This is a genomic window from Rhodococcus sp. NPDC003318 (assembly GCF_042879035.1).
Lineage (GTDB): Bacteria > Actinomycetota > Actinomycetes > Mycobacteriales > Mycobacteriaceae > Rhodococcus_G.
On sequence record NZ_JBIAOU010000001.1, the window covers coordinates 1,105,254 to 1,127,539 of the forward strand.

Consider the following 22,286-nt stretch of genomic DNA (forward strand, 5'->3'; position numbering starts at 1 on the left):
GCGGATGCGCAGGGAGTCCGGCTTGTCGGCAGTGCACACCTGGCGCACTTCCTTACCGACAAGTAAGTTATCGGGTGTCGACACCCGACCCCAGGAGGACACCGCCGCATGCCGCGCCTTTCCGGAGCAACCGACCTGATCAAGGGCCTGATACCGATCACGAAGGCCGGTATCGTCGGGCCGATCGGGCCGTCCACGCTCGCCGGGGTCGTGTCGGCCTGGTACCAGTGGGACTTCACCGCAGGCGGACTGCTCGCCGTCGCCGCGCGCCGCGACGGCGACCGGATCGCCGTGATCGACGACCACGGCCCCGTCACCTACCGACAGCTCGACGACGACGCCGAGGCTCTCGCCATCGCACTGCACGATCGCGGACTGCGCGAACGCGGACGCATCGGAGTCCTCGCCCGCAACCACCGCGGGTTCCTGATCGCGATGGGCGCATCGAGCCGACTGGGCACCGACCTGGTGCTGCTCAACACCGGCGCCTCGGCCACCCAGTTCGCCGACATCGTCACCGAGCAGAAACTCGACTGGCTGCTCGTCGACCCGGAGTTCACCCCCCTGATCCCCGACTCCGACCTCCGCGTCGCGGTGTTCGACGACCCCGACTGCGCCGAGGACGGCAACGCCGAGGGCTGGGCCCGATTCGAGGGCCTCCTCGAGGACGGTCGCGGCGTCGGTGCTCTGGTCCTGCCCGCACGACCCCGACGGGGACGGCTCGTCGTCCTGACGTCCGGAACCACCGGAACACCGAAGGGCGCCTCCCGGCCCGAACCCCGCAGCTGGATGCCGGCGTCGGCGGTGCTCTCCCGGCTGCCGCTGCGCAGCCGGTGCACCACTGTGCTGGTATCGCCGATCTTCCACACCTGGGGCCTGGCAGGTATCCAGATCGCGCTGGCACTGCGCTCCACCATCGTCCTCACCCGGCGCTTCGACCCCGCCGAGACCGTCAATGCGGTTGCCCGACACGGCGCGGACGTGCTGTGGGTGGTCCCGACGATGCTGCAGCGGATCACCGACCTCCCGAAGGACCGCCGCGACGTCGACCTCTCGGCGCTGCGGGTGATCGCCGCGAGCGGCTCGGCGATTCCGACCGGTGTGGTCCACAAGACCTTCGACGTCTTCGGCCCCGTCCTCTACAACTTCTACGGTTCGACCGAGGTCAGCTGGGCGTCGATCGCGCAGCCGGAGGAACTGCTGCGGCACCCGAACACCGCGGGCCGGCCGCCCCTCGGAACGGTGGTCCGCATCCTCGACGACACCGGCACCGAAGTCCCCGCGGGGACCGTGGGTCGCGTGTTCGTCGGCAACGGGATGCTCTTCGAGGGATACACCCGAGGCAGCGAGGAGAAGGAGTTCGTCGACGGGTTGATGGCCACCGGCGACGTCGGACACTTCGACGACGAGGGTCTGCTGTTCCTCGACGGTCGCAGCGACGACATGATCGTCTCGGGCGGCGAGAACGTCTACCCGCGCGAGGTGGAGAACGTGCTCAGCGAACTGCCCGGGATCCTCGAAGCGGCCGTGCTCGGCGTCGACGACGACGAGTTCGGCGCCAGGCTCGCCGCCTACGTCGTTCGGACCGACGGCGCGGACGGGGCCGCGCTGACCGAGGACGGCATCCGGGCGCACGTGAAGGCACACCTCACACGGTTCTGCGTCCCCCGGGACGTCACGTTCCTCGACGAACTGCCCCGCAACGCGACCGGGAAGGTCGTCCCCCGCGAGTTGCGCTGACGCGTGCCGAAGATCGAGCGGGAGATCTCCCGGCCCGCGACGGTCGCCGCGGACCGCAGGAAACTCGTCACCGCCGGGTTCTGCATGATCTTCTCCACCGCACTCGGCTCGTCGGGCGCGGGCGGCGGCAGGTCCGGCAGGTCGGGCAGCGGAGGCGGCAGGTCCGGCGCCGGCTGCGACGGCGGTGCCAGCCGGGCGGTGAGCAACTCGTAGGCCGACTCCCGATCGAGGGTCTGCCCGTACTTGTCGTGCAGCGGGCTCGCCGCGGCCGCTGCCCGGATCGCGTGCCTCCCCGATCGTGTCCATCAGCGACCTCGGCGGCGGAATCCTCGCCCACGCCACCGGCGTCGGCGCACCCTTCTCCGACAGCACCGTGACGATCGCATCGCCGGTGCCCAGCGAGGTCAGCGCCTTCTCGAGGTCGTAGTGCTCGGTCTTCGGATAGGTACGGACCGTCTTGTTCAGCGCCTTCTGATCGTCGGGCGTGAAGGCTCGCAGAGCATGCTGGATCCGGGCGCCGAGCTGCGAGAGCACCGCGTTCGGCACGTCCGTCGGCAACTGTGTGCAGAAGAAGACGCCGACGCCCTTCGACCGGATCAGCTTCACCGTCTGCTCGATCTGCTGCAGGAACGCCTTCGACGCGTCCGCGAACAGCAGGTGCGCCTCGTCGAACACGAAGACGAGCCTCGGCTTCTCCACATCCCCGACCTCGGGCAACGTCTGGAACAGATCGGCGAGCACCCACATCAGGAACATCGAGAACATCGCCGGACGTGCGGCATGCGCACCCAGCTCGAACAGCGTGACGCTACCGCGCCCGTCCCCGCCGACCCGCAACAGATCCGCGGTGTCGAACTCCGGTTCCCCGAAGAACGTGTCGCCGCCGTCCGCCTCCAGGTTGACCAGCGCCCGCAGGATGACGCCCGCCGTGGCCGAGGAGACACCGCCGATGCCCTTCAGGTCGGCCTTGCCCTCGTCGGACGTCAGGTGCGCGATCACCGACCGCAGATCCTCGAGGTCGAGCAGTGCCGGCCCCTGCGTGTCGGCCCAGTGGAAGATCAGCCCCAGGGTGGACTCCTGGGTGTCGTTGAGGCCCAGGACTTTGCCGAGCAGGATCGGGCCGAAGCCGGTGACCGTCGCGCGGATCGGGACGCCGATGCCCTCGGTGCCGAGGGAGACGAACTCCGTCGGGAACGCCGTCGGGGTCCAGTCGGTCATGCCCGTCTCGACGGCCCGCGTCCTCATCTTCTCGTTCGCTTCACCGGCCGCCGACAGCCCGGACACGTCGCCCTTCACGTCGGCCATCACCACGGGCACCCCGGCTGCGGACAGCTGCTCGCAGATGCCCTGCAGCGTCTTCGTCTTTCCGGTGCCGGTCGCGCCCGCGACCAGACCGTGCCGGTTCAGGGTGGCCAACGGAACACGCACGCGGGCAGACGGATCCACCGTTCCGCCGACGACGATCGTCCCCAGCTCCAAGGCACCGCCCTCGAACGCGTAACCCGCGCGATCTGCTGCGCGGCACCGTCCGAGCCAGGTGCGGGCGTGGCGGACACCGCGTCCTGCGCCGCGGTGGCGGCTGCGGCGACCCTCGCGGCCGCCGCCCGTTCCGCGAGCGCCGCTGCGTCCGAACCCGAACCTCCGGATGCGGTCGGATCCACCGTCATCGACGCCCTCCTCGATCGCAGGTCCGCACGACTTCGACTCCACCGCGAACCCTAGCGGAGAATGCGCTGACTACTGTGGATGCTCGTGCAGGACAAACTTGTGTGGATCGATTGCGAAATGACCGGGCTGCGGCTCGGTTCCGACAAGCTGATCGAAGTGGCCGCTCTGGTCACCGACAGCGAGCTCAACATCCTCGGCGAGGGGGTGGACATCGTCATCCACGCCGACGACGCGGCTCTCGCCGACATGCCGGACGTCGTCCGGAAGATGCACGCCAAGTCGGGGCTCACCGACGAGGTGCGGGCGTCGACCGTCACCCTCGAGGAGGCGCAGCGTCAGGTGCTCGCCTACATCCGCGAGCACATCCCCACCCCGGGCACCGCCCCGTTGTGCGGCAACTCCATCGCCACCGACCGCGGGTTCATCGCCCGGGACATGCCGGAGCTAGACGAGTACCTGCACTACCGGATGATCGACGTCTCCTCGATCAAGGAACTGTGCCGACGCTGGTATCCGCGGATCTACTTCGGTCAGCCCGAGAAGGGTCTGGCGCACCGCGCCCTCGCCGACATCAAGGAGTCGATCCGGGAACTGCAGTACTACCGGCGCACCGCGTTCGTCGCCGACCCCGGCCCGTCTACCAGCGATATTGCCGCCGTCGTCAAGGATCTGGTCGCCGAATAGACGCCGATTGGCATTCCGAGCTCCGGACACGCTAGTATCGTCCACGCTGCTGACGCACAGCCCGCAAGGGCGGCGCGTGGGAAGCGATGGTGACCGTAGTTCAGTTGGTAGAGCACCAGGTTGTGATCCTGGCTGTCGCGGGTTCGAGTCCCGTCGGTCACCCCGAAGAAAGGCCCCCGACTCCGGTCGGGGGCCTTTCTCGTTTCCGAGGCGTGTCCTCCGCACACGTGTGCCCCGCACCGACGAAGCGGTGCGGGGCACACGGTCACCGGTCACACGTTCGCGTTGCCGGCCTTCCACGTCTCCCACGGGATGTTCCAGTCACCGAGGCCGTCGAGCCCGGACAGCGTCCCGCCGACGGTGTTCTTCACGATCACGATGTCGCCGCGTTTGGTGTTGTCGTACACCCACTTCGCGTTCGTCGGGCTCAGGTTCAGGCAGCCGTGGCTGACGTTCGAGTAGCCCTGCTGCCCCACCGACCACGGCGCGGAATGGAAGAAGATGCCGCTGTACGACATCCGGGTCGCCCAGTCGACCGGTGTGCGGTAGCCCTGTGCGGAGTTGACCGGAACGCCGTAGGTCGACGAGTCCATGATCATGTGGTCGAAGCGGTCGCCGATGATGTAGACGCCGTTGTCCGTGGGCGACGAGTCCTTGCCCATCGACGTCGGCATCGTCATGACGACCTCGCCGTTGCGTTCGAACGTGACCTGCTTGGTGTTGTCGTCGGCGGTGGCGACCATCGCGTCGCCGATCCGGAAGTCCGAAGTCTGGTTCACCTGCCCGAACAGCCCGTTGCCGAGGTCGCGGCCGAAGACGTTCACGTCGACGGTGACGGTGGTACCCGGCGCCCAGTAGTTCTGCGGCCGCCAGCGAACCTCACGGTTGTTGACCCAGTAGAAGGCGCCGTCGACGGGCGGGTTCGTCACGATCGTGATGGCGTCCTGCGCGGCCTGACGGTCGGGGATGTTCTCGTCGAACTGCACCGCGACCGGCTGACCGATCCCGACCACGTCGCCGGCACTCGGAAGGACGTAGGGCTTGGTGAGGTTGCCCGGCGAGCTGGTCGTGAAGTTCGACACCGTGGTGGCCGAACCGCCGAGCCCGAACGCCTCCGCCTGCAGGCGGTAGCTGCCGTCGTAGACCAGCGGCTCGGTGTTCACCCACGACCGCCCGTCGGGTGCGATCGCTCCCGGAACCGCGACCCCTGTCGCGTCGACGAGAGTGACGGTCGCGAGTTTGCCGTCGGCCACCCGCACCGAGACCGGCTCACCCGGCGAGTGCCCCACCGCTCCGTCGGTCACGGTGACCGTCACCTTCGGCTTGATCAGCTCGGTGACGGGGTTGACGTCGATAGCCGGCGCCGCGGACGCCTGCCCGTTCGACGGAACCGTGCAGCCCGACACCCCCAGTGCGAGGGCCGCCGCTCCCAGCGCCGCCGCCAGCCGAAACTTCCTCACCACTACCCCACCTCACACCGTGTCCTTCGACGGGTCACCCGGACACTCACCTGCCCTGTCCGCACGGCACCCGCGGACATCAATTTTGCCAGGTCGTAGCGGGCGACACCCGCGCGGCACTCCCGACCGAACCGTAACGTTCGCATTGCAATCGAAACGGACATCACGATCGTTACCGCGAGGCGCCGGTAAACCACCTTCGACCTGCCGATTTCACATCCACCCACCTGTCCTGTTAGTGTTCTCCTCGCACCGAGCGAGGGAATCCCCCGCGAGATGCACCGGGCGCCATTAGCTCAATTGGCAGAGCAGCTGACTCTTAATCAGCGGGTTCGGGGTTCAAGTCCCTGATGGCGCACAACACGCAGGCCTCGGTCCTGGCTGTCGACACAGCACGGATCGAGGCCTGACGCGTGTCACGTCCCGCGTTCGCGCGGTGCCGGCGCCATTAGCTCAATTGGCAGAGCAGCTGACTCTTAATCAGCGGGTTCGGGGTTCAAGTCCCTGATGGCGCACAACGCAGCAGGCCCCGGTCGTTTCACGACCGGGGCCTGGCTCGTCTCAGCGGAAGATCCTGCGCACCACCAGCACCGCCACCAGCGCACCGGCACCGATCAGGACGTACTTGATCGGGGGCTCGTTCACCTTGGCGACCAGCGTGGCCTTCGCCGTGTCCAGCAGCCGCTTCGGGTTGGTCCGCACACTCAGCTCGTCGAGGGTGCTGGCGAGCTGGTTGCGCGCACGCTCGATGTCGCGCTCGATGCTCTCGGTTTCCCTGGGCACGTGAATCCCACTTCCTCTCGTGGTCGATCTTTCTCAGCCATGACCGTACCCGGCGCGCGGGGGCAAGTAGCCTGACCGTTGTGACCGAGAACATCAAACTCGCCCCCGGCGACGCCGCACCCGAGTTCACCCTCCCCGACGCCGACGGCAACGAGGTGTCCCTGTCCGACTACCGGGGCCGCAAGGTCATCGTGTACTTCTACCCCGCCGCGAGCACGCCCGGCTGCACGAAGCAGGCGTGCGACTTCCGTGACAGTCTCGGCGAACTGAACGAGGCCGGGCTCGACGTGATCGGTGTCTCGCCCGACAAGCCGGCCAAGCTGGCGAAGTTCCGCGACGCCGAGTCGCTGACGTTCCCCCTGCTCTCGGACCCCGACAGGGCGACGCTGACCGAATGGGGCGCGTTCGGCGAGAAGACCATGTACGGCAAGAAGGTGCAGGGCGTGATCCGCTCGACCTTCCTCGTCGACGAGAACGGCAAGATCGAGGTCGCGCAGTACAACGTCCGCGCGACCGGCCACGTCGCGAAGCTGCGCCGCGACCTGTCCGTCTGACACCTCCCCTTCCCCCCCGGCTGGAGGCGGCCTTCGTGCGGCTGAGCCGCACGAAGGCCGCCTTCAGCCGGAGTGGTCACTCAGCCGTCCGCGACCTTCAGGTCTTCGACGTACTCGTCGTAGTCCGCCACCCGATCCGGGCAGTAGACGGCGAGCACCAACCGGCCACCCTCGAGCAGGTCGCCGGTCACGATCACCGGACGCTGTCCGGGACCGGCTGCGCCGCTGACGATCTGCTGGTCCAGCCTGCCCTCCCAGAGTCCGCTGCCGCCGCCGGTGCACGCCGCGCCGCCGTCGGTTCCGAGAACCCGCGCGGTCGCGTCGACGTCGAGGGCCGCCAGGCCGGCCGCCGCGAACCGACCGCCCAACTCCGTGGCCTTCTGCTGTGCCAGTGCGTCGTTCTCGTCCTGGTGGAAGACCACCAGTCCCCACACCGCCAGACCGACGAACAGTGCGAACGCGACGAGGTAGACGATCAGGTGACCGTTCTCGCGTGAGTCGTCCCCGACAGCCGAGCCGACCGCGTCGTCGCCGGGAGCCGCCGCCGATTTCATCTCATGCCTGCCCATCGGACACCACCTCGAGCGGGTCGATCGACACGTCCTGTTTCCACGACGGTTTGCGCAGCGCCAGGATCAGCAGCGGCACACCGAGTCCGACGATCCCGAATCCGCCCCCGACGATCAGCACGTAGACGAACGCGCTGCCACCGCCGAACTGCGACGGCGGGACGAACCCGATGAAGAACGCGGCCACGCTCGAGATCAGGCCCACCCAGCACAGCACGAACAGCGCCGGGGCCCGGTAGCCGCGCGGATGGTCGGGCTGGTTGCGGCGCAACCGCATCGCCGCGACGAACATCAGCAGGTACACCACCAGGTAGACCTGCGTGGTGATCACGGACAGGATCCAGTAGGCGCTCGACACCTCGGGGATGAACGCGTACAGCAACGCGATCAGGGTCGTCACCACGCCCTGCGCGACGAGGATGTTCTGCTGGATCCCGTGCCTGTTCAACCGCTGCAGCACCGGGGGCAGGAAGCCGTCCTGACGTCCGATCATCAGCAGACCCTTCGACGGACCGGCCAGCCAGGTCAGCATGCCTCCGAGGGATGCAGCGATCAGCATCATCGCCATGATCGGTGTGGCCCAACCGAACCCGAAGTAGGCGAAGAAGGTGTCGAAGGCCTGCATGACACCGGCGGTGAGCGACAGCTTGTCCGCGGGGACCACCCAGCTGATCGCGACCGCGGGGAGGATGAAGATCGCGAGCACGAGTCCCATCGCGACGAACATCGCGCGCGGGAACTCCCGCGCGGGCTTGCGCAGGCTCGACACGTGCACCGCGTTCATCTCCATGCCGGAGTACGACAGGAAGTTGTTGACGATCAGAACCAGTGACGCGATGCCGGTCCAGGCGGGCAGCAGGGCCGAGAACTCCATCGGGGCGGCCGACGCGTTGCCCTGACCGAGGAACACGATGCCCATCACGATCAGCAGGGCACCGGGGATCAGGGTGCCGAGAACCAGTCCGGCGCTGGAGAGTCCGGCGACGGCCTTCATCCCTCGCGACGAGACGAAGACGCCGGACCAGAACAGGGTGACGATGATGATCGCGGTGTAGAGGCCGTTCGAGGCGAGCGACGGGTTGATCACGTACGCGAACGTGCTCGCGACGTATCCGAGCAACGTCGGGTAGTAGAAGATCGTCATCGCGAACTGGCACCACACGGCCAGGAACCCGGCCCTGTCGGAGATTCCTTCCCCCACCCAGCGGTACACGCCGCCCGACCACCCGGACGCCAGTTCCGCCGACACCAGCGAGGTCGGCAGCAGGAACACGATGGCGGGGACCACGTACAGGAAGACGCAGGCGAGTCCGTACACCGCCATCGACGGCGCCGACCGCAGGCTGGCAACGGAACTGGTCGTCATCATCGCCAACGCGATCCATGTGATGTACTGCTGCCGAGGACCGGCGGGCGCCACGCTGCCGACCTTCGCGTTGTCACCCGTATCGACACTCATCGGTTCACCACCCGTCGGACGGGCCGTCGCCGGTCCCGAACGGAGCGTGCGACGGCGCAGGCTTCAGACGGCACTATCCGCGCGAAGTCTCCCGGCCGCAGCGCGTGACCCGAATTGCGACCAGACGGCTGCCACACTCGGGCGAGCGCCCGACGGCTGTCAGGAGCGCTCGCCGATCAGCTTCTCCACGCCGTCGAGCAGCAGATTCAGTGCGAACCGGAAATCGTGCTCCGCCCAGTCCTCGTCGCCGTCGCCGTCGCCGAACCCGCCGGCCGACAGCGCCGCCACGAGGTGGGGGAAACGCTCGCGGTCGAGCAACGCCGGCAGGAGCGTCGCGTAGTCGTCGTCCACCGCGGCGGCGACGGCGATGTCGTTGGAGAAGCGGGCACGCCCGATCACGAAGAGCGACGTCGACAGGATGATCCTGACCTTCAGCACGGCGGGAAGGGCAACCGCCGCCAGCGTGCCGAGTCCGGCGTCGAGCCAACGCATGTTGTTCGGTCCGGTGGGCGGCGCGACGATCGGCAGCTGCAACCACCAGGTGTGCCGCATGACCGCCGCATACTCGGCGATTGCCCAGGCGCTCAACCCTTCTCGCCACGGAAGGTCCGGAGCGAGCGACGGCGGCGCTCCGAGCGCGCGGTCGGAGATCAGGTCGATCAGTTCGTCCTTGCTGTCGACGTAGCGGTACAGCGACATCGTCGTGAAACCGAGCTTCTTGGCCACCCGCGCCATCGACAACGCCGCCACGCCGTCGTCGTCCGCGAGTTCGATTGCGCTGTCGAGGATCTGATCGAGACTGAGCCCGCGACGTGGGCCGCGGGTGCCGGGTGCGTCGAGTCCCCAGGCCCTTCGTACGGACGGAGGGATCCCCTCGTCACCCGCGGTCTGCATTCTCGCCCACTCCTGCCGTCGTCCTCTTGCGCACATCCTAAAACTGCGTATGTTGTAAACATAAGTTTATGTCGTACACACTTTTGTTGGAGGGACGACCATGACATCGAACGAAGCACCCGACGCGATCGACGTCCGCGGGCTGAGCCGGACCTATGGCGACGTCACGGTCCTCGACGGACTCGACCTCCGCGTCCCGGCCGGCAGCATCTACGCCCTGCTCGGCGCCAACGGCGCCGGCAAGACCACCACGGTGCGCATCCTGTCCACACTGGTGACCTTCGACTCCGGCACCGTCACCGTCGCGGGGCACACCCTTCCCGTCGAGGCGGCGGCCGTGCGGCGCGCCATCAGCGTCACCGGCCAGTACGCGGCGGTCGATCGCCTGCTCACCGGACGCGAGAACCTGGTTCTGGTCGGCGAGCTCAACCACCTCGGCCGCCACGAATCACGCCGTCGCGCCGCCGAACTGCTCGACCGGTTCGGCCTCGTCGATGCCGCCGACCGGAAGTCGAGCACCTACTCGGGCGGCATGCGGCGGCGCCTCGACCTGGCGATGAGCCTCGTCGCCGAGCCGCGCATCGTGTTCCTCGACGAGCCGACCACCGGACTCGACCCGCGCAGCCGCCGCGAGATGTGGGCGGTGATCCGCGAACTCGTCGACACCGGCGTCACGATCCTCCTCACGACCCAGTACCTCGACGAGGCCGACGAACTCGCGGACCGGATCGCGGTCCTCGACGGCGGCCGCATCGTCGCGGAGGGCACCGCCGACGAACTGAAGGCACTGGTGCCGGGCGGCCACCTCGAACTGCAGTTCACCGACGCCGACGACCTCCGGCGCGCCGCCGCCGCCCTGACCGGCTCCTCGGTGGACGCCGCCGGCCTGTCGCTGACCGTGCCCACCGACGGCAGCGTCGCATCGATCCGGGCATTGCTCGGCCGCATCGACGACAGCACCGCCGTCGACCGCGTCGCCGTGCACACCCCGAACCTCGACGACGTCTTCTTCGCCCTCACCGGCTCGCCCCGCGACGGCCGGTCCACGACCACGAGAGCAGCGTGACGATGAGCACCTCGACAACGCCCCGATCGACCGCCACCGCGGACTCCGCGGTGATGCTGCGCCGCAGCCTGACCCACCTGCGACGCAGCCCCGATTCGATGATCATGGCGATCGCGCTGCCGGTCGTGCTGATGCTGCTGTTCGTGTACGTGTTCGGCGGCGCGATCGACACCGGCGCCGAGTACATCGACTACGTCGTCCCCGGGATCATCCTGCTGTGTGCGGCATTCGGCGCCTCCACCACCGCGGTCAGTGTCTCCACCGACCTGACCGAGGGGATCGTCGACCGCTTCCGGACCCTGCCGATCTCCCGGTCCGCGTTCCTGACCGGGCACGTCCTCGCCAGCGTGGTCCGCAACCTGCTCAGCTCCGCCATCGTGATCGGCGTCGCGCTGCTGCTGGGATTCCGGCCCACCGACGACCCGGTGCGCTGGCTGGGCGTGCTCGCGACGCTCGGGCTGTTCGTCTTCGCGCTGTCCTACCTGTCGACGGCGCTCGGGCTACTCGCCCGCAATCCCGAAGCGGCGAACGGCTTCACGTTCGTGATCATGTTCGTGCCCTACGTCTCGACGGCCTTCGTCCCCGCCGAGACCATGCCGACCTGGCTTCAGGGATTCGCGGAGCACCAACCCGTCACCCCCGTCATCGAAACCGTTCGCGGGCTGCTGACGGGCACCGAGATCGGCACCAGCGGATGGCTCGCGGTCGCCTGGTGCGCGGTGATCGCCGCGGTCGGGTTCGCGTGGTCGACGGTGCTCCACCGCCGTCGCGTGGCACGATGACCGACGGTGTGCGGTACCGCGGGAAACACCAGAATCCGAGGGTCGTCGAATCCGGTGCTCACGCCGGTTAACCTGGGTGGGTGGAGTCCATCACCAGCAGCCGAGCCTCGCGTCGAGTGGACCCGGCCCTGGCGGTCGCCGGCAGCGTGGGTGACCACGTGGCCACCGACGTCCCGCAGGAGCTGCTGCCCCGCAAGCGCCCGACCCAGGAACGCAGCCGACGCAAGTTCGACGCCCTGCTGTCCTCCTCGCGGGACCTACTCACCGAAGTCGGGTTCGAGTCGTTCACCTGCGAAGAGGTCGCGTCCCGGGCGGACGTCCCGATCGGCACCCTCTACCAGTTCTTCGCCAACAAGTACGTGATCGTCTGCGAACTGAACCGGCAGGACTTCGCGTCGGTGCGCGACGAGCTCGAGCAGTTCGACGGCGTCATTCCGTCTCTGGACTGGTTGCGTTTCCTCGACAGTTTCGTCGACCATCTCGCCAAACTGTGGACGTCCGACCCGTCCCGGCGGGAGGTGTGGCTGGCGATGCAGTCGACGCCGTCGACCCGGGCGACCGGCAAGATCAGCGAGAAGCAACTCGCGGAGAAGATCTCGGGGATGCTGGCGCCGCTGACCCCGCGAACACCCCACGACCGCCGCATCATGATGGCGGAGGTCCTCGTGCACGTCGTGTACTCGATGCTGAACTTCTCGGTGCAGGACGGCCAGTCTCACTCCGATGCGGTCGCCGAACTCAAACGGCTCATGGCCGCGTATCTCCTTGTCGCCGAGAAGGAGTCGCGGGGCAGGCGGTAGCCGCCGCCCACACGAACACAGAAGGGGCCGGTCGGTGGATTCCTCCACCGACCGGCCCCTTCCGTCGTTCGACTCGTCCGTCAACGCGCGACGGGCGCCACCAGATCCGGCTCCTCGATGACGACCATCGCACCCGCCATGTCCCCGTCATGGGTCAGGGACAGGTGGATGATCGCGCCGGGCAGGAACTGCGCGGCCTCGTCGTGCAACTTGATCGTCGGCCGACCCCAGGCGTCGTTGACGACCTCGACCTGCACGTAGGCGTTGTCACCCACGGCCGGCGGGCGGGCGAACCGCGAGGACGCCCACGCCTTGATGACCGCTTCCTTTGCGGCCCAGCGGACGGCGTAGTGCCGCGCCGGGTCGCCCTTGGCCTCGCAGTAGCGACGCTCCCCCGGCCGGAAGCTCGACTTCATCGCCGTGCCCGGCCGGGACAGCTGCTCCGCGAACTCGGAGACCGTCACCAGATCGAAACCGATGCCCAGGATCGCCATCTACTTGCACCCCGGCAGGCCGGAGGAGTAGACGTCACCAGCGCCGAGGCGCGCCGCCTCGGAGAGCAGCACGTTCGCCTCCAGCTCACGGGCCGCCTTCGCGGGCACGGCGTCGCCGCCGAAGCGCCGGTCCGCGGGCCGCTCGTACAGCTCCGCGCCGCCGACCATGGCGGACGCGAGCCGGCGCTGACCGTCGACGGTCCGCTGACGCGCCTGCTGCAGGTACGCCTCCCGCTTGGCGGCGGGCACCGACTCGACGAACGCCTGCGGGTGGACGACCGCGATCAGACCGGAGACGTGACCGAAGCCGAGGCTGGTCAGCAGGCCCGCCTTCAGCGGGAACCGGTCACCGAACTTGAGCGCCTCCCGCGGCCACACCAGGTGCGAGAACTCGGCCATCTTGTCGTCGACGCAGTCCAGGCTGCGGTTCGGCGGGATGATGCCCTGCCCCAGGACCTGGCACAGGCCGATCAGTTGGAACGCCGCCGCACCGCCCTTCGCGTGACCGGTGAGGGTCTTCTGCGAGATGACGAACAGCGGGGTTCCCTCGCTGCGGCCCAGGGCCGCCGCGAGCCGCTCGTGCAGTTCCGCCTCGTTCGGGTCGTTCGCCGCCGTCGACGTGTCGTGCTTGGAGATCACCGAGATGTCGTCTGCGGTGACACCGAGCGCGTTCAGCGACAGCGCCAGCTGCGAGTCCTGGCCGCCGCGACCGGCGCCGAGGGCACCGATACCGGGGGCCGGGATCGAGGTGTGCACGCCGTCGGCGAACGAACCCGCCCATGCGACCACACCGAGGACCGGCAGTCCCATCTCGAGGGCCAGGTCGCCACGGGCCAGCAGGATCGTGCCGCCACCGGCGGACTCGACGAACCCGCCGCGCCTGCGGTCGTTGGCCCGCGAGAACCGACGGTCGGCGATGCCCTTGGCGGCCATCTCCTCCGACTTCGCCGTCGCGGACATGTCACCGAACCCGACGATGCCCTCGATGCCGAGGTCGTCGAAGCCGCCGGCGACCGCGAACGTCGCCTTGCCGAGACGGATCTTGTCGACGCCCTCCTCGACGGACACCGCTGCCGTGGCGCACGCCGCGACCGGGTGCACCATCGCGCCGTAGCCGCCGACGTACGACTGCATGACGTGCGCGGCGATGACGTTCGGCAGCGCCTCCTGCAGGATGTCGTTCTGCCGCGACTCCCCGAGCAGGGTGTCGATGTAGAGCGACCGCATCGAGGTCATGCCTCCCATGCCGGTGCCCTGCGTGTTGGCGACCGTCGACGGGTGCACCCACCGCAGCAGCTCCGACGGGGTGAAGCCGCTGGTCAGGAACGCATCGACCGTGGTGACCAGGTTCCACAGACCGACCCGGTCCACCGACCCGGCCATGTCCGCGGGGATGCCCCACTTCGTGACGTCGAAGCCGGTCGGGATCTGGCCGCCGACCGTGCGGGTCAGCTTCGCCTTGCGCGGCACCCGGATCTCGGTGCCCGCACGGCGGGTGACCTGCCAGTCGCCGCTCTCCGGGTCCTGCGACGCGACCGTGTGCTCCGGGTCGGAGTCGACGAACGCCTGCGCCTCGGCCTCGGACCCGACCACGAAGCTCAGGTCCTTGTCGAGGAACACCGACGTCATCAGCGGCATGGTGTTGTCGACCATGGCGCCCTCGTCCGCGTACCGGCGGATGCCGCAGCGCTCGACGACGGTGTCGTGGTAGCGGTCCGCGATCTCCTCCTCCGGCACCAGTTCACCGGTCTCGGCGTCGTACCAGCCCGGCTGCGGGTCCTGCTCCCAGCCGATCAGGCCGGTGTTCCAGGCCAGCTCGAGCACGCCGGCCGCCGAGAGCTGCTCGTCGACCTCCATCTCGAAGCGGGTCCGGGCCGAGCCGTACGGGCCGAGCTCACCGGCACCGACGATGACGACCAGGTCCGCCGGGGTGACGTCCAGTTCCGGCCACGCCGGGGCGGGCAGCTCGTCGATGATCCGCGGCGGTGCGGGCAGCGCGGCGATCGTCTCGCCCTCGGGCTCGGTGTCGGCGTCGGCCTGCTCGGCCTCCGCGGCGGCCCGGGCCAGCGCGACCAGGTCCAGCTGTGCGTCGCCGAGACCACCGGTCAGGTCGACCGTCACCGGCGCGACGGCGGCCTGCTGGACCGTCTCCGCCGTGCAGGTGGCGAGCAGCTGCTCGGCCATCTCGTCCGTCGACCAGGTGCGCACGCCCTTCGCCTCGACGGCCTCGACCATCGGGTCGTTGCCGCCCATCAGGCCGGTGCCGCGCACCCACCCGATCAGGGCGTGCACGATCGTGACCCGCTCGGCCCAGCTGCGCTCCGCGTTCCAGCGGCCGACGAGGGCGTCGAGCGCCGCCTTCGACTCGCCGTACGCACCGTCGCCACCGAACAGACCACGGTTCGGTGAACCGGGCAGCACCACGTGCAGGTGGGTGTCGACGTCACGGTCGTAGCCGATCGCGGACAGGCCGGCGACCAGCCGCTCGACCGACCACAGCAGCACCCGCATCTCCATCTCGGCGCGAGCACCGGCGTCGGAGAGCTCACCCATCACGCGCGGCGCGGCGAACGGGAACAGCAGCGTCGGGGTGACGGCCTCCTTCACCAGCTTCTTGGCACCGCCCGCGGTCTCGGTCTGCTCCTGGCCGATCCAGTCGATCAGGGCGTCGACGTCGGTGTACGACGCCATGTTCGCCGGGACCACCCACAGCGACGCACCGGCACGGGCGTTGTCGCGGTACAGCTTCCGGTAGAAGCCGAGCCGTTCCTCGTCCAGGCGGGAGGTCGTGACGAACACCGTCGCGCCGCCGCGCAGCAGCTGCCCGGTGACCGACGCCGCGATCGAACCCTTGCTGGCACCGGTCACGACCGCCACCTGATCCGACCAGGGGCCGGTCAGTGCGTCGTTGACCCGCGCGGCCTCGGCGATCGTGGCGTAGACCCCGACCAGTTCCTCGCGGCCCTCGGCCTCGGCGCGACGCTTCCACCAGTCGGCGTGCGACGCCACCGCGCTGCCTGTGCCAGTGAAGTCGGCGTCGGTGACGGACACGACGGTCGCGTGATCGCCGATCCACAGCCGGGCCAGGTCCTCGCGGGCCGACGCCCAGCGGTCGTCGAACAGGACCGCCTTGCGCGCGTCGAACGCGGGTGCGACCAGACGCGGCCAGTCGGAACCGAGCTCCGCGGAGACCAGGTCGACCAGTTCGGTGTCGGCGTCCGCCACGGCCGCGGTGACCTGATCGGCCAGGCCGAGCTGCTCGAGCACCAACCGGGCCGCCGACGCGAGCACGCCGTTGCGTCCGGTGATGTGCTCGGTGAACTCGCCGAGTGCCGCCGCGTCGACGGTGCCGCCACCGCCGCCGCCGGCCGCAGGCAAGGACACCGCGACCCCGCGACGCGCCGCGACCGACTGCACGGCCGCGTCGATCACGGCGTCGACGGCACCGCCGTCGGCCAGCGCACCCTCGTGCAGGCCGCCCATCGCGCCACCGCGGACGCTGGAGCCGTCACGGGTGCCCAACGCCACCTCGGCGGTGACGTGGCTGGCCCAGCCGGCACCGAGCTCCCACACCTTGGTGACGCGTTCGGCGATCGCCGCCGGACGCTTGCCGGACGGACCGAACACCTTGCGCAGGTGGTCGTTCAGCGAGTCGGACAGCACCGGGCCGAACGGCTTGTACGTACGGGCCAGCTTGTTGACGGTCACCGCCAGCGACCCCATGTCGGCGTCCGCGGCACCGTCGATCGCGCCGAGCGAGAGCTCGGAGCCGAGGTCGACGAGCAGCTGGTTGCGGCGCGAGGACACGCCGTCGCAGAGCGCCTCGATGGTGTCGGCCGGTCCGATCTGGTCCGGACGCAGCTTCGTCCACAGGGCGATCAGCACGTTGGTCGCATCGGACGCCGCGAACGCGATGTCGTCGGGACGCGGACCGCCGGACGGGGCGGCCGGAGCCGCAGCGGGCGCCGGAGCGCTTGCGGCGGGCGCGGCCTCGGCGGCCGGCGCTGCCGGAGCTTCCGGCTCGTCGTCGACCGGAGCCGGGTCGGTGTCCGTGGAGTACACGACGCCGGCCTCACGCTCGATGTTGAGCACCTCGACCGGGCCACCGGTCCGACCGGGCAGCTTCAGCGTCTGCGACGCCAGGTTCGCGACCGTCGGGGTGGCGGCGAGGCCGATCTCGACGAACCGCTCGACGCCGAGACCGCCGTCGGCCTCCTCGCCGAAGAGCAGGTCCTGGGTCTCGATCCACCGCACCGGGCTGGCGAACTGCCAGGCCAGCAGCTCGGCCAGGACCACGCGGGTCAGCGCGACCGGCTTCGCCGACCAGGAGTCGAAGTCCGCGAGGACCTCGGCCAGCTGCTGCGACGGCACCAGGTCCGCGATCTCCTGGATGAAGTCGCGGCCCAGGTTGAACGGCTTGGGCACCAGGTTCGGGATGTAGCGACCGATCAGGATCGCCGGGTCGATCTCCTCGGGCAGCAGCTTGAGCAGCCGCTCGCGGAAGTCGTCGACGCCGCCGCGCAGGACGGTCGAGTGGAACGGCACGTCGATGCCGGGCACCAGGATGAACGCCCGCTTGCCGCCGAACTCGGCGACCTTGCGCTCGATCAGGGCCTCGAGGGCCTTCAGACCCGCGACGGTACCGGCGATCGCGTACTGCGAACCGCGCAGGTTCAGGTTCACGATCTGCAGGAACTCGCCGGTCTCCTCGGCGACACCGGCGACGAACGCCTCGAGGTCGGCGTCGTCGACACCGAACTGCGACGGGCGGATCGCGCCCATCCGGTAGTCGGAGCGGCCCTGCGCGTCACGCGGCACCAGGGCGTGCATGGCCGAACCGCGCTGGAACACGACCTCGAGCACGGCCTCGAGCGGCAGCACACCGGCGACCGCGGCGAGCGCGTTGTACTCACCGACCGAGTGGCCGGCCAGGTAGGAGCCCTCGACGAAGGCGCCGGACTCCCGCAGTTCCGCGACCTGTGCGACACCGAGGACCGCCATCGCGACCTGGGTGAACTGCGTCAGGTGCAGCACGCCGTCCGGGTGCTTGTGCGTGACGCCACGGGCCTTCACGACGGTCGGGTTGTCGCGGACGATGGCGAGAATCGAGAAGCCGAGCGTCTCGCGGGTGTGCTTGTCGGCGCGGTCCCAGATCTCGCGGGCGGCCTTCGAACGCGAGCGGGCGTCGAGACCCATGCCCGGGCGCTGGATACCCTGGCCGGGGAACGCGTACACCGTCTTCGGGGCGGCGGTGCGGCCGGTCGCGACCATCACCAGCTCGCCGTCGACGCGGCAGCCGACCTCGACGATCTCGGCACCGGCGTCGTGCGCGACCCGGTCGACGCGGACGTCGATCGGGGCGCCCGGCCGGACCATGCCGAGGAAGCGGGCGGTCCACGCGGTCAGGCGACGCGGCGGCACGGTGGCCTCCGGGTCGACCGCGATGACGACCTGCTGCGCGGCGGCGGAGAGCCACATGCCGTGCACGATCGGGCTGCCGAGCCCGGCCAGCAGCGCAGCGTTGTCGGAGGTGTGGATCGGGTTGTGGTCGCCGGACACCTGCGCGAACGCGGCCATGTGCCGCGGAGCCACGATCGTGGTCTGACGGCGACGACGGCGCGGGGTGTCGACGGCGGCGTCGGTGAGCGAGCCACCGGCGCGCTCCGGATCGGCCAGTTCGGCCTTGCCGGTGCGGCCACGGATGGCGAACCGCTCGACCATCGTCGCGAAGATCGGGGCGGCGGTGCCGTCCTCGCCGCGCATCGCGCCGACCTCGACGCGGACCTCGACGACGCGGCCGAGGTCGGTGTCGACGACCGAGGCACCCTCGGCCTTGACGGTGAGCACCGCGGCGTCGGAGGGGATCGTGCCGATCAGGTTCACCGCGTGATCGAGGTGGACGAGGTCGAGCATGCCCTCGATGGCGTGGACACCGTTCGCCGTCTGCGCGGCGCCGAGCACCGCGAACACGGCCGGCCAGCAGGCGCCGACGAGCACGTCGGGCGCCGCGGACGCACCGGGCACCAGCGACACCGGCAGGCCGGACGCGGTGACGCCCGAGTGGTCGGCGACCAGATCGGGGATCCACGCGACGTTCAGCCGCGCGACGTCGTCCTTGACGACGGGCAGGTCCTGGCCCGCAGCGACCCCGAGGAGCGCGGACATGGCGGCCTCGGCGTCCTCCGCGGTGACGACGGGCGCGCCGCCGTCGCGGGTGGACGCGGGAACCGTCAGCGCGATGGTGACGGCGCGGTCGCCGGTGAGCGGAACCCGCAGTTCGACGCGGTCCTCACCGAGCAGGCGCAGTGTCGCGCCGGTGGAGGCGTGGGCGGCGTCGGTGTCGGTGACGGTCCACGCGGCGATGTCGCCGAGGCGGTAGACCGGGTTGCGGGTCAGGCGTCCGGCCCACAGGACGTCGGGAGCGCCGAGGACGACACCGAACAGGCCGGCCGCGTCGGTGCGACGACGACCCGACACCGCGACCGGGGCGACTCCCGCGGCCAGCAGTTCGTCGGTGGCGGCCTTCTCGAAGCGGTCGAGCAGTTCACCGACCGGCTCGTCGACCCGGGTGATGCCGGCGACGGCGACCGTGCCGGGAATGATGCACACCTGGTCGGCGGAGTAGCGCGGATCGTGGGCCTGCCACAGCGAGTCGGACCGCCACCAGCGGCGCACGTCCTTGTCGACGACCGGCACGAAGTTCACCGGCTTGCCCGGCGTCTTGCACAGCGCGACGAAGAACGCGACGTCCGCCGGGTGCAGGACCGTGGTCGACGCGTCCGGGAAGCACGCGTTCAGGGTGCACAGTGCGGCCTCGGGACGCTCGAGGATCAGCTCGTCCGCGAACTGCGTGACGATCGGTCCACGGTCGTTGCGGTGCAGTCGGGCCTCGGCGCGCTGCAACATCTGCGCGAACCGGTCCCGCCAGGTGATGTCGATCCACACCGATTCGGTGGCGTCGGCGTACGCCTCGGCCCAGTCGGTGCCGCAGTCGAACTCCTTCGCCGAGTCGATGCCGACGGCGAGCTCCAGGTAACGGCGCAGCCAGCGCTCGTAGGTCATCGTGGCGACGTCGCCGAAGTACGGCTTCGCGGTCACGTCGAGCGCGGCGACGATCTCGTCGCGACGCTTCGCGACGGCCTTCTCGTCGCCGGCGACCTCGTCGAGCAGGCGTCCGGTGCGCGAGGCGGCGTTGTCGATCTCGTGGATGTCGGCGCCGAGCTGGCTGCGACCCGAGGCCATGCCTCCGGTCGCGGTGCCCGCGGCGACCCAGTCGGGAGTGCCGGGGGTGTCGGCCAGCATCTGCTTGACGTCGGGCGAGGTGGTGGCCTCGAGGGTCGCCATCGCCGCGGTGCCGACGAGGATGCCGTCGACCGGCATCGCGGGGTAGCCGAGCTGCTCGGACCAGCGCCCGGTCAGGTAGTCGGCGGCCCGATCCGGGGTGCCGATGCCGCCGCCGACGCAGATCACCAGGTTCGGCCGCACGCGCAGCTCGGAGTAGGTCGCCAGCAGCAGGTCGTCGAGGTCCTCCCACGAGTGGTGACCACCGGCGCGGCCGCCCTCGATGTGGGCGATGACCGGGAAGTCGGGCACCTCGGCGGCGATCCGGATGACGGACTTGATCTGGGCGATGGTGCCCGGCTTGAACGCGACGTGCGTGATGCCCGCCTCGTCGAGGTCCTTGATGATCGCGACGGCTTCCTCGAGCTCCGGGATGCCCGCGGTGACGACGACACCGTCGAACGGGGCGCCCGCCGCACGGGCCTTCGGCACGAGACGCTTGCCGCCGACGTGCAGCTTCCACAGGTACGGGTCGAGGAACATCGAGTTGAACTGGACGGCGCGGCCCGGCTCGAGCAGCGTCGACAGCTCGGCGACGTGGTCGGCGAAGATCTTCTCGGTGACCTGGCCGCCGCCGGCGAGCTCGGCCCAGTGGCCGGCGTTCGCGGCCGCGGCGACGATCTTCGGGTCCACGGTGGTCGGGGTCATGCCCGCGAGGAGGATCGGCGAGCGTCCGGTGAGCTTCGTGAACGCCGTCTCCACAGCGACCTTGCCGTCGGGCAGCGTCACCAGGGACGGACGGAACGACGACCACGCCTTCGCCGCCTCGGGCGCGGCGCCCGGGGTGAGCAGGCTGCGCTGCCCGGTGCGGGTGGCGACCGCGATGATGCCGACACCGGTGCCGCGCAGCGGACCTGTGGTCATCCGGGTCAGCAGGTCGCCGGGGCCGAGGTCGAGAATCCAGGCCGCGCCGGCCGCGACGGCGGAGTCGACGTCGGCGACCCAGTCGACGGAGTCGATGAAGCAGGCGCGGGCCAGGCGGGTGGCGCGCTCGACGTCGAGGCCACACCGGGCGGCCCAGGCGCCGACGGTGTCGACGGCGTCGGCGAAGGCCGGGTGGTGGAAGCCGACCTCGACCGGGACGGGTTCGAAGATCGGCGAGAAGACGGCACCGCCGCGCTTCTTCGCCTCGCGCTCGGCGGCCTCTGCCGCGGCGATCTGCTCGGCGCGCTGCTGGACGCGGGCGAGCTGCGCCGGCGGGCCGGACAGGACGACGCGGCGACGGCCGTTGCGGATGGCCATGACGGCGCTGCGGTCGGCGTCCAGACCCGCGGCGACCTCGTCGACGATGGCCTGCATGCGGGCGGGGTCGACGTCGGAGACCGCGAGCATCGGCGAACGGTCACCGGCGCCGATGATGCCGCGCCGACGGCCGACCAGGACCGCGGCGGCACCGATGAGCTGCGAGATCGCGAGCAACGCGCCGTCGGACGCACCGCCGTCGCCGACGGAGTCCGCGGCCACCAGACCCTGGGAGTGTCCCAGCACCGCGACCGGCGGGGTCTGCGCCGGGTCGAGGCCCTGCAGACGCAGCGACCGCAGCGCGGCGAGCTGGGTCAGCAGGACGCCCGGCATGGAAACGGATGCGGAGGTCAGGGCCTCGGCGGACGGCCCGGCGTCGGCGACGTCCTCGTCTGCGACGTCACGCTCGAGGATCCAGGCGATGGGGTCGAAACCGACCGGCCGGACCACGAGCAGGTCCTGCGCGACCGGCGCCACCAGTGCGGCGGCTTCGTTCACGAGTGAGGTCATGTCGGGCTCGAGGCCGTTGTCGCGAATCAGCTCTTCGAGCGGTTCGAGCCAGGCTGCTCCCTGCCCGCCGAAGGCGAGGGCGTAGGGCTCACCTGCTGCAAGGCGATCGCGCAGGGGCGACTTCGCGACACCGGGTCGCGCGGGGGCAAACCGGGATCCGCCGGTGCCGTCACCCTTGCCCAGTGGTGTGCTCTCGTCGATCGTCACGCTGGATGGTCCTCTCCTGGTCGGAACCCACCG

Annotated in this window: 14 protein-coding genes, 3 tRNA genes and 1 pseudogene; 10 read left to right on the top strand and 8 right to left on the bottom strand. The window is 69.9% G+C overall.

Going from position 1 to position 22,286, the window contains the following annotated elements:
- The first annotated feature begins 108 nt into the window (after positions 1–108).
- The gene (locus ACFYVR_RS04955) at positions 109–1,740 is read left to right on the top strand and encodes an AMP-binding protein (protein WP_387470164.1); all 1,632 of its coding nucleotides are present in this window, start codon (positions 109–111) and stop codon (positions 1,738–1,740) included.
- On the opposite strand, the pseudogene ACFYVR_RS04960 reads toward ACFYVR_RS04955, so the two are convergent.
- Positions 1,725–3,296: pseudogene (locus ACFYVR_RS04960) on the bottom strand (helicase HerA-like domain-containing protein); the annotation flags it as partial. The gene ACFYVR_RS04955 and the pseudogene ACFYVR_RS04960 sit on opposite strands and share 16 nt — an antisense overlap.
- On the opposite strand from ACFYVR_RS04960, the gene ACFYVR_RS04965 reads away from it, so the two are divergent.
- The 3 genes from ACFYVR_RS04965 to ACFYVR_RS04975 all read left to right on the top strand — a co-directional run bounded on the left by ACFYVR_RS04965 (position 3,286) and on the right by ACFYVR_RS04975 (position 4,254).
- Positions 3,286–3,462, top strand: coding sequence for a hypothetical protein (locus ACFYVR_RS04965; protein ID WP_387470370.1), 177 nt, complete (start codon positions 3,286–3,288; stop codon positions 3,460–3,462). The pseudogene ACFYVR_RS04960 and the gene ACFYVR_RS04965 overlap by 11 nt on opposite strands.
- Before the next feature lie 30 nt (positions 3,463–3,492).
- Entirely contained in the window at positions 3,493–4,092 is a 600-nt protein-coding gene (orn, locus tag ACFYVR_RS04970) for an oligoribonuclease (protein WP_387470166.1), read from the top strand.
- Between the two features lie 89 nt (positions 4,093–4,181).
- Positions 4,182–4,254: transfer RNA gene (locus ACFYVR_RS04975), tRNA-His, on the top strand.
- A gap of 110 nt (positions 4,255–4,364) precedes the next feature.
- Here ACFYVR_RS04975 and ACFYVR_RS04980 read toward each other — a convergent pair.
- On the bottom strand, positions 4,365–5,555 hold the full coding sequence (locus ACFYVR_RS04980; RefSeq protein ID WP_387470168.1) for an Ig-like domain-containing protein: 1,191 nt from the start codon (positions 5,553–5,555) through the stop codon (positions 4,365–4,367).
- Between the two features lie 282 nt (positions 5,556–5,837).
- Between ACFYVR_RS04980 and ACFYVR_RS04985 the strand changes: the two genes are divergently transcribed.
- Both ACFYVR_RS04985 and ACFYVR_RS04990 read left to right on the top strand, forming a co-directional pair.
- A tRNA-Lys gene (locus ACFYVR_RS04985) sits at positions 5,838–5,910 on the top strand.
- Positions 5,911–5,994: 84 nt separating this feature from the next.
- A tRNA-Lys gene (locus tag ACFYVR_RS04990) sits at positions 5,995–6,067 on the top strand.
- A gap of 46 nt (positions 6,068–6,113) precedes the next feature.
- Here ACFYVR_RS04990 and ACFYVR_RS04995 read toward each other — a convergent pair.
- Positions 6,114–6,335, bottom strand: coding sequence for a DUF3618 domain-containing protein (locus tag ACFYVR_RS04995; protein ID WP_387470170.1), 222 nt, complete (start codon positions 6,333–6,335; stop codon positions 6,114–6,116).
- An 80-nt stretch (positions 6,336–6,415) separates the two neighbouring features.
- Here ACFYVR_RS04995 and bcp point away from each other — a divergent pair, with 80 nt between their 5' ends.
- On the top strand, positions 6,416–6,889 hold the full coding sequence (gene bcp, locus ACFYVR_RS05000) for a thioredoxin-dependent thiol peroxidase (RefSeq protein WP_387470172.1): 474 nt from the start codon (positions 6,416–6,418) through the stop codon (positions 6,887–6,889).
- An 80-nt stretch (positions 6,890–6,969) separates the two neighbouring features.
- On the opposite strand, the gene ACFYVR_RS05005 is transcribed toward bcp, so the two are convergent.
- From ACFYVR_RS05005 to ACFYVR_RS05015, 3 genes are all read right to left on the bottom strand, one after another.
- A complete protein-coding gene (locus tag ACFYVR_RS05005) occupies positions 6,970–7,458 on the bottom strand; it encodes a hypothetical protein (protein WP_387470174.1) in 489 nt (162 codons plus the stop codon).
- Positions 7,445–8,917 carry an APC family permease gene (locus ACFYVR_RS05010; RefSeq protein WP_387470176.1) on the bottom strand — a complete coding sequence of 491 codons (1,473 nt, stop codon included), beginning with the start codon at positions 8,915–8,917 and terminating at the stop codon, positions 7,445–7,447. Before ACFYVR_RS05010 ends, ACFYVR_RS05005 begins: the two co-directional genes overlap by 14 nt.
- A 159-nt stretch (positions 8,918–9,076) precedes the next feature.
- A complete protein-coding gene (locus ACFYVR_RS05015; protein ID WP_387470178.1) occupies positions 9,077–9,811 on the bottom strand; it encodes a TetR/AcrR family transcriptional regulator in 735 nt (244 codons plus the stop codon).
- Between the two features lie 100 nt (positions 9,812–9,911).
- Between ACFYVR_RS05015 and ACFYVR_RS05020 the strand changes: the two genes are divergently transcribed.
- The 3 genes from ACFYVR_RS05020 to ACFYVR_RS05030 all read left to right on the top strand — a co-directional run bounded on the left by ACFYVR_RS05020 (position 9,912) and on the right by ACFYVR_RS05030 (position 12,459).
- Complete coding sequence (locus tag ACFYVR_RS05020) at positions 9,912–10,877, top strand: ABC transporter ATP-binding protein (RefSeq protein ID WP_387470180.1); 966 nt, start codon at positions 9,912–9,914, stop codon at positions 10,875–10,877.
- A gap of 2 nt (positions 10,878–10,879) precedes the next feature.
- Positions 10,880–11,659: an ABC transporter permease gene (locus ACFYVR_RS05025; protein ID WP_387470182.1), complete on the top strand. Its 780-nt coding sequence runs from the start codon at positions 10,880–10,882 to the stop codon at positions 11,657–11,659.
- An 80-nt stretch (positions 11,660–11,739) separates the two neighbouring features.
- Positions 11,740–12,459, top strand: coding sequence for a TetR/AcrR family transcriptional regulator (locus ACFYVR_RS05030; protein WP_387470184.1), 720 nt, complete (start codon positions 11,740–11,742; stop codon positions 12,457–12,459).
- An 80-nt stretch (positions 12,460–12,539) separates the two neighbouring features.
- Here ACFYVR_RS05030 and ACFYVR_RS05035 read toward each other — a convergent pair whose 3' ends face one another.
- Together ACFYVR_RS05035 and ACFYVR_RS05040 are read right to left on the bottom strand one after the other, a co-directional pair.
- Entirely contained in the window at positions 12,540–12,953 is a 414-nt protein-coding gene (locus tag ACFYVR_RS05035) for a holo-ACP synthase (protein WP_387470186.1), read from the bottom strand.
- The gene (locus ACFYVR_RS05040; RefSeq protein WP_387470188.1) at positions 12,954–22,253 is read right to left on the bottom strand and encodes a fatty acid synthase subunit beta domain-containing protein; all 9,300 of its coding nucleotides are present in this window, start codon (positions 22,251–22,253) and stop codon (positions 12,954–12,956) included.
- Between the last annotated feature and the right edge of the window lie 33 nt (positions 22,254–22,286).

What these genes read in the sequence shown, in the direction of transcription:
- ACFYVR_RS04955 (WP_387470164.1), top strand. Translation starts at nt 109, where the DNA reads ATGCCGCGCCTTTCCGGAGCAACCGACCTGATCAAGGGCCTGATACCG.
- ACFYVR_RS05005 (WP_387470174.1), bottom strand. Translation starts at nt 7,458, where the DNA reads ATGGGCAGGCATGAGATGAAATCGGCGGCGGCTCCCGGCGACGACGCG.
- ACFYVR_RS05010 (WP_387470176.1), bottom strand. Translation starts at nt 8,917, where the DNA reads ATGAGTGTCGATACGGGTGACAACGCGAAGGTCGGCAGCGTGGCGCCC.
- ACFYVR_RS05015 (WP_387470178.1), bottom strand. Translation starts at nt 9,811, where the DNA reads ATGCAGACCGCGGGTGACGAGGGGATCCCTCCGTCCGTACGAAGGGCC.
- ACFYVR_RS05020 (WP_387470180.1), top strand. Translation starts at nt 9,912, where the DNA reads ATGACATCGAACGAAGCACCCGACGCGATCGACGTCCGCGGGCTGAGC.
- ACFYVR_RS05025 (WP_387470182.1), top strand. Translation starts at nt 10,880, where the DNA reads ATGAGCACCTCGACAACGCCCCGATCGACCGCCACCGCGGACTCCGCG.
- ACFYVR_RS05035 (WP_387470186.1), bottom strand. Translation starts at nt 12,953, where the DNA reads ATGGCGATCCTGGGCATCGGTTTCGATCTGGTGACGGTCTCCGAGTTC.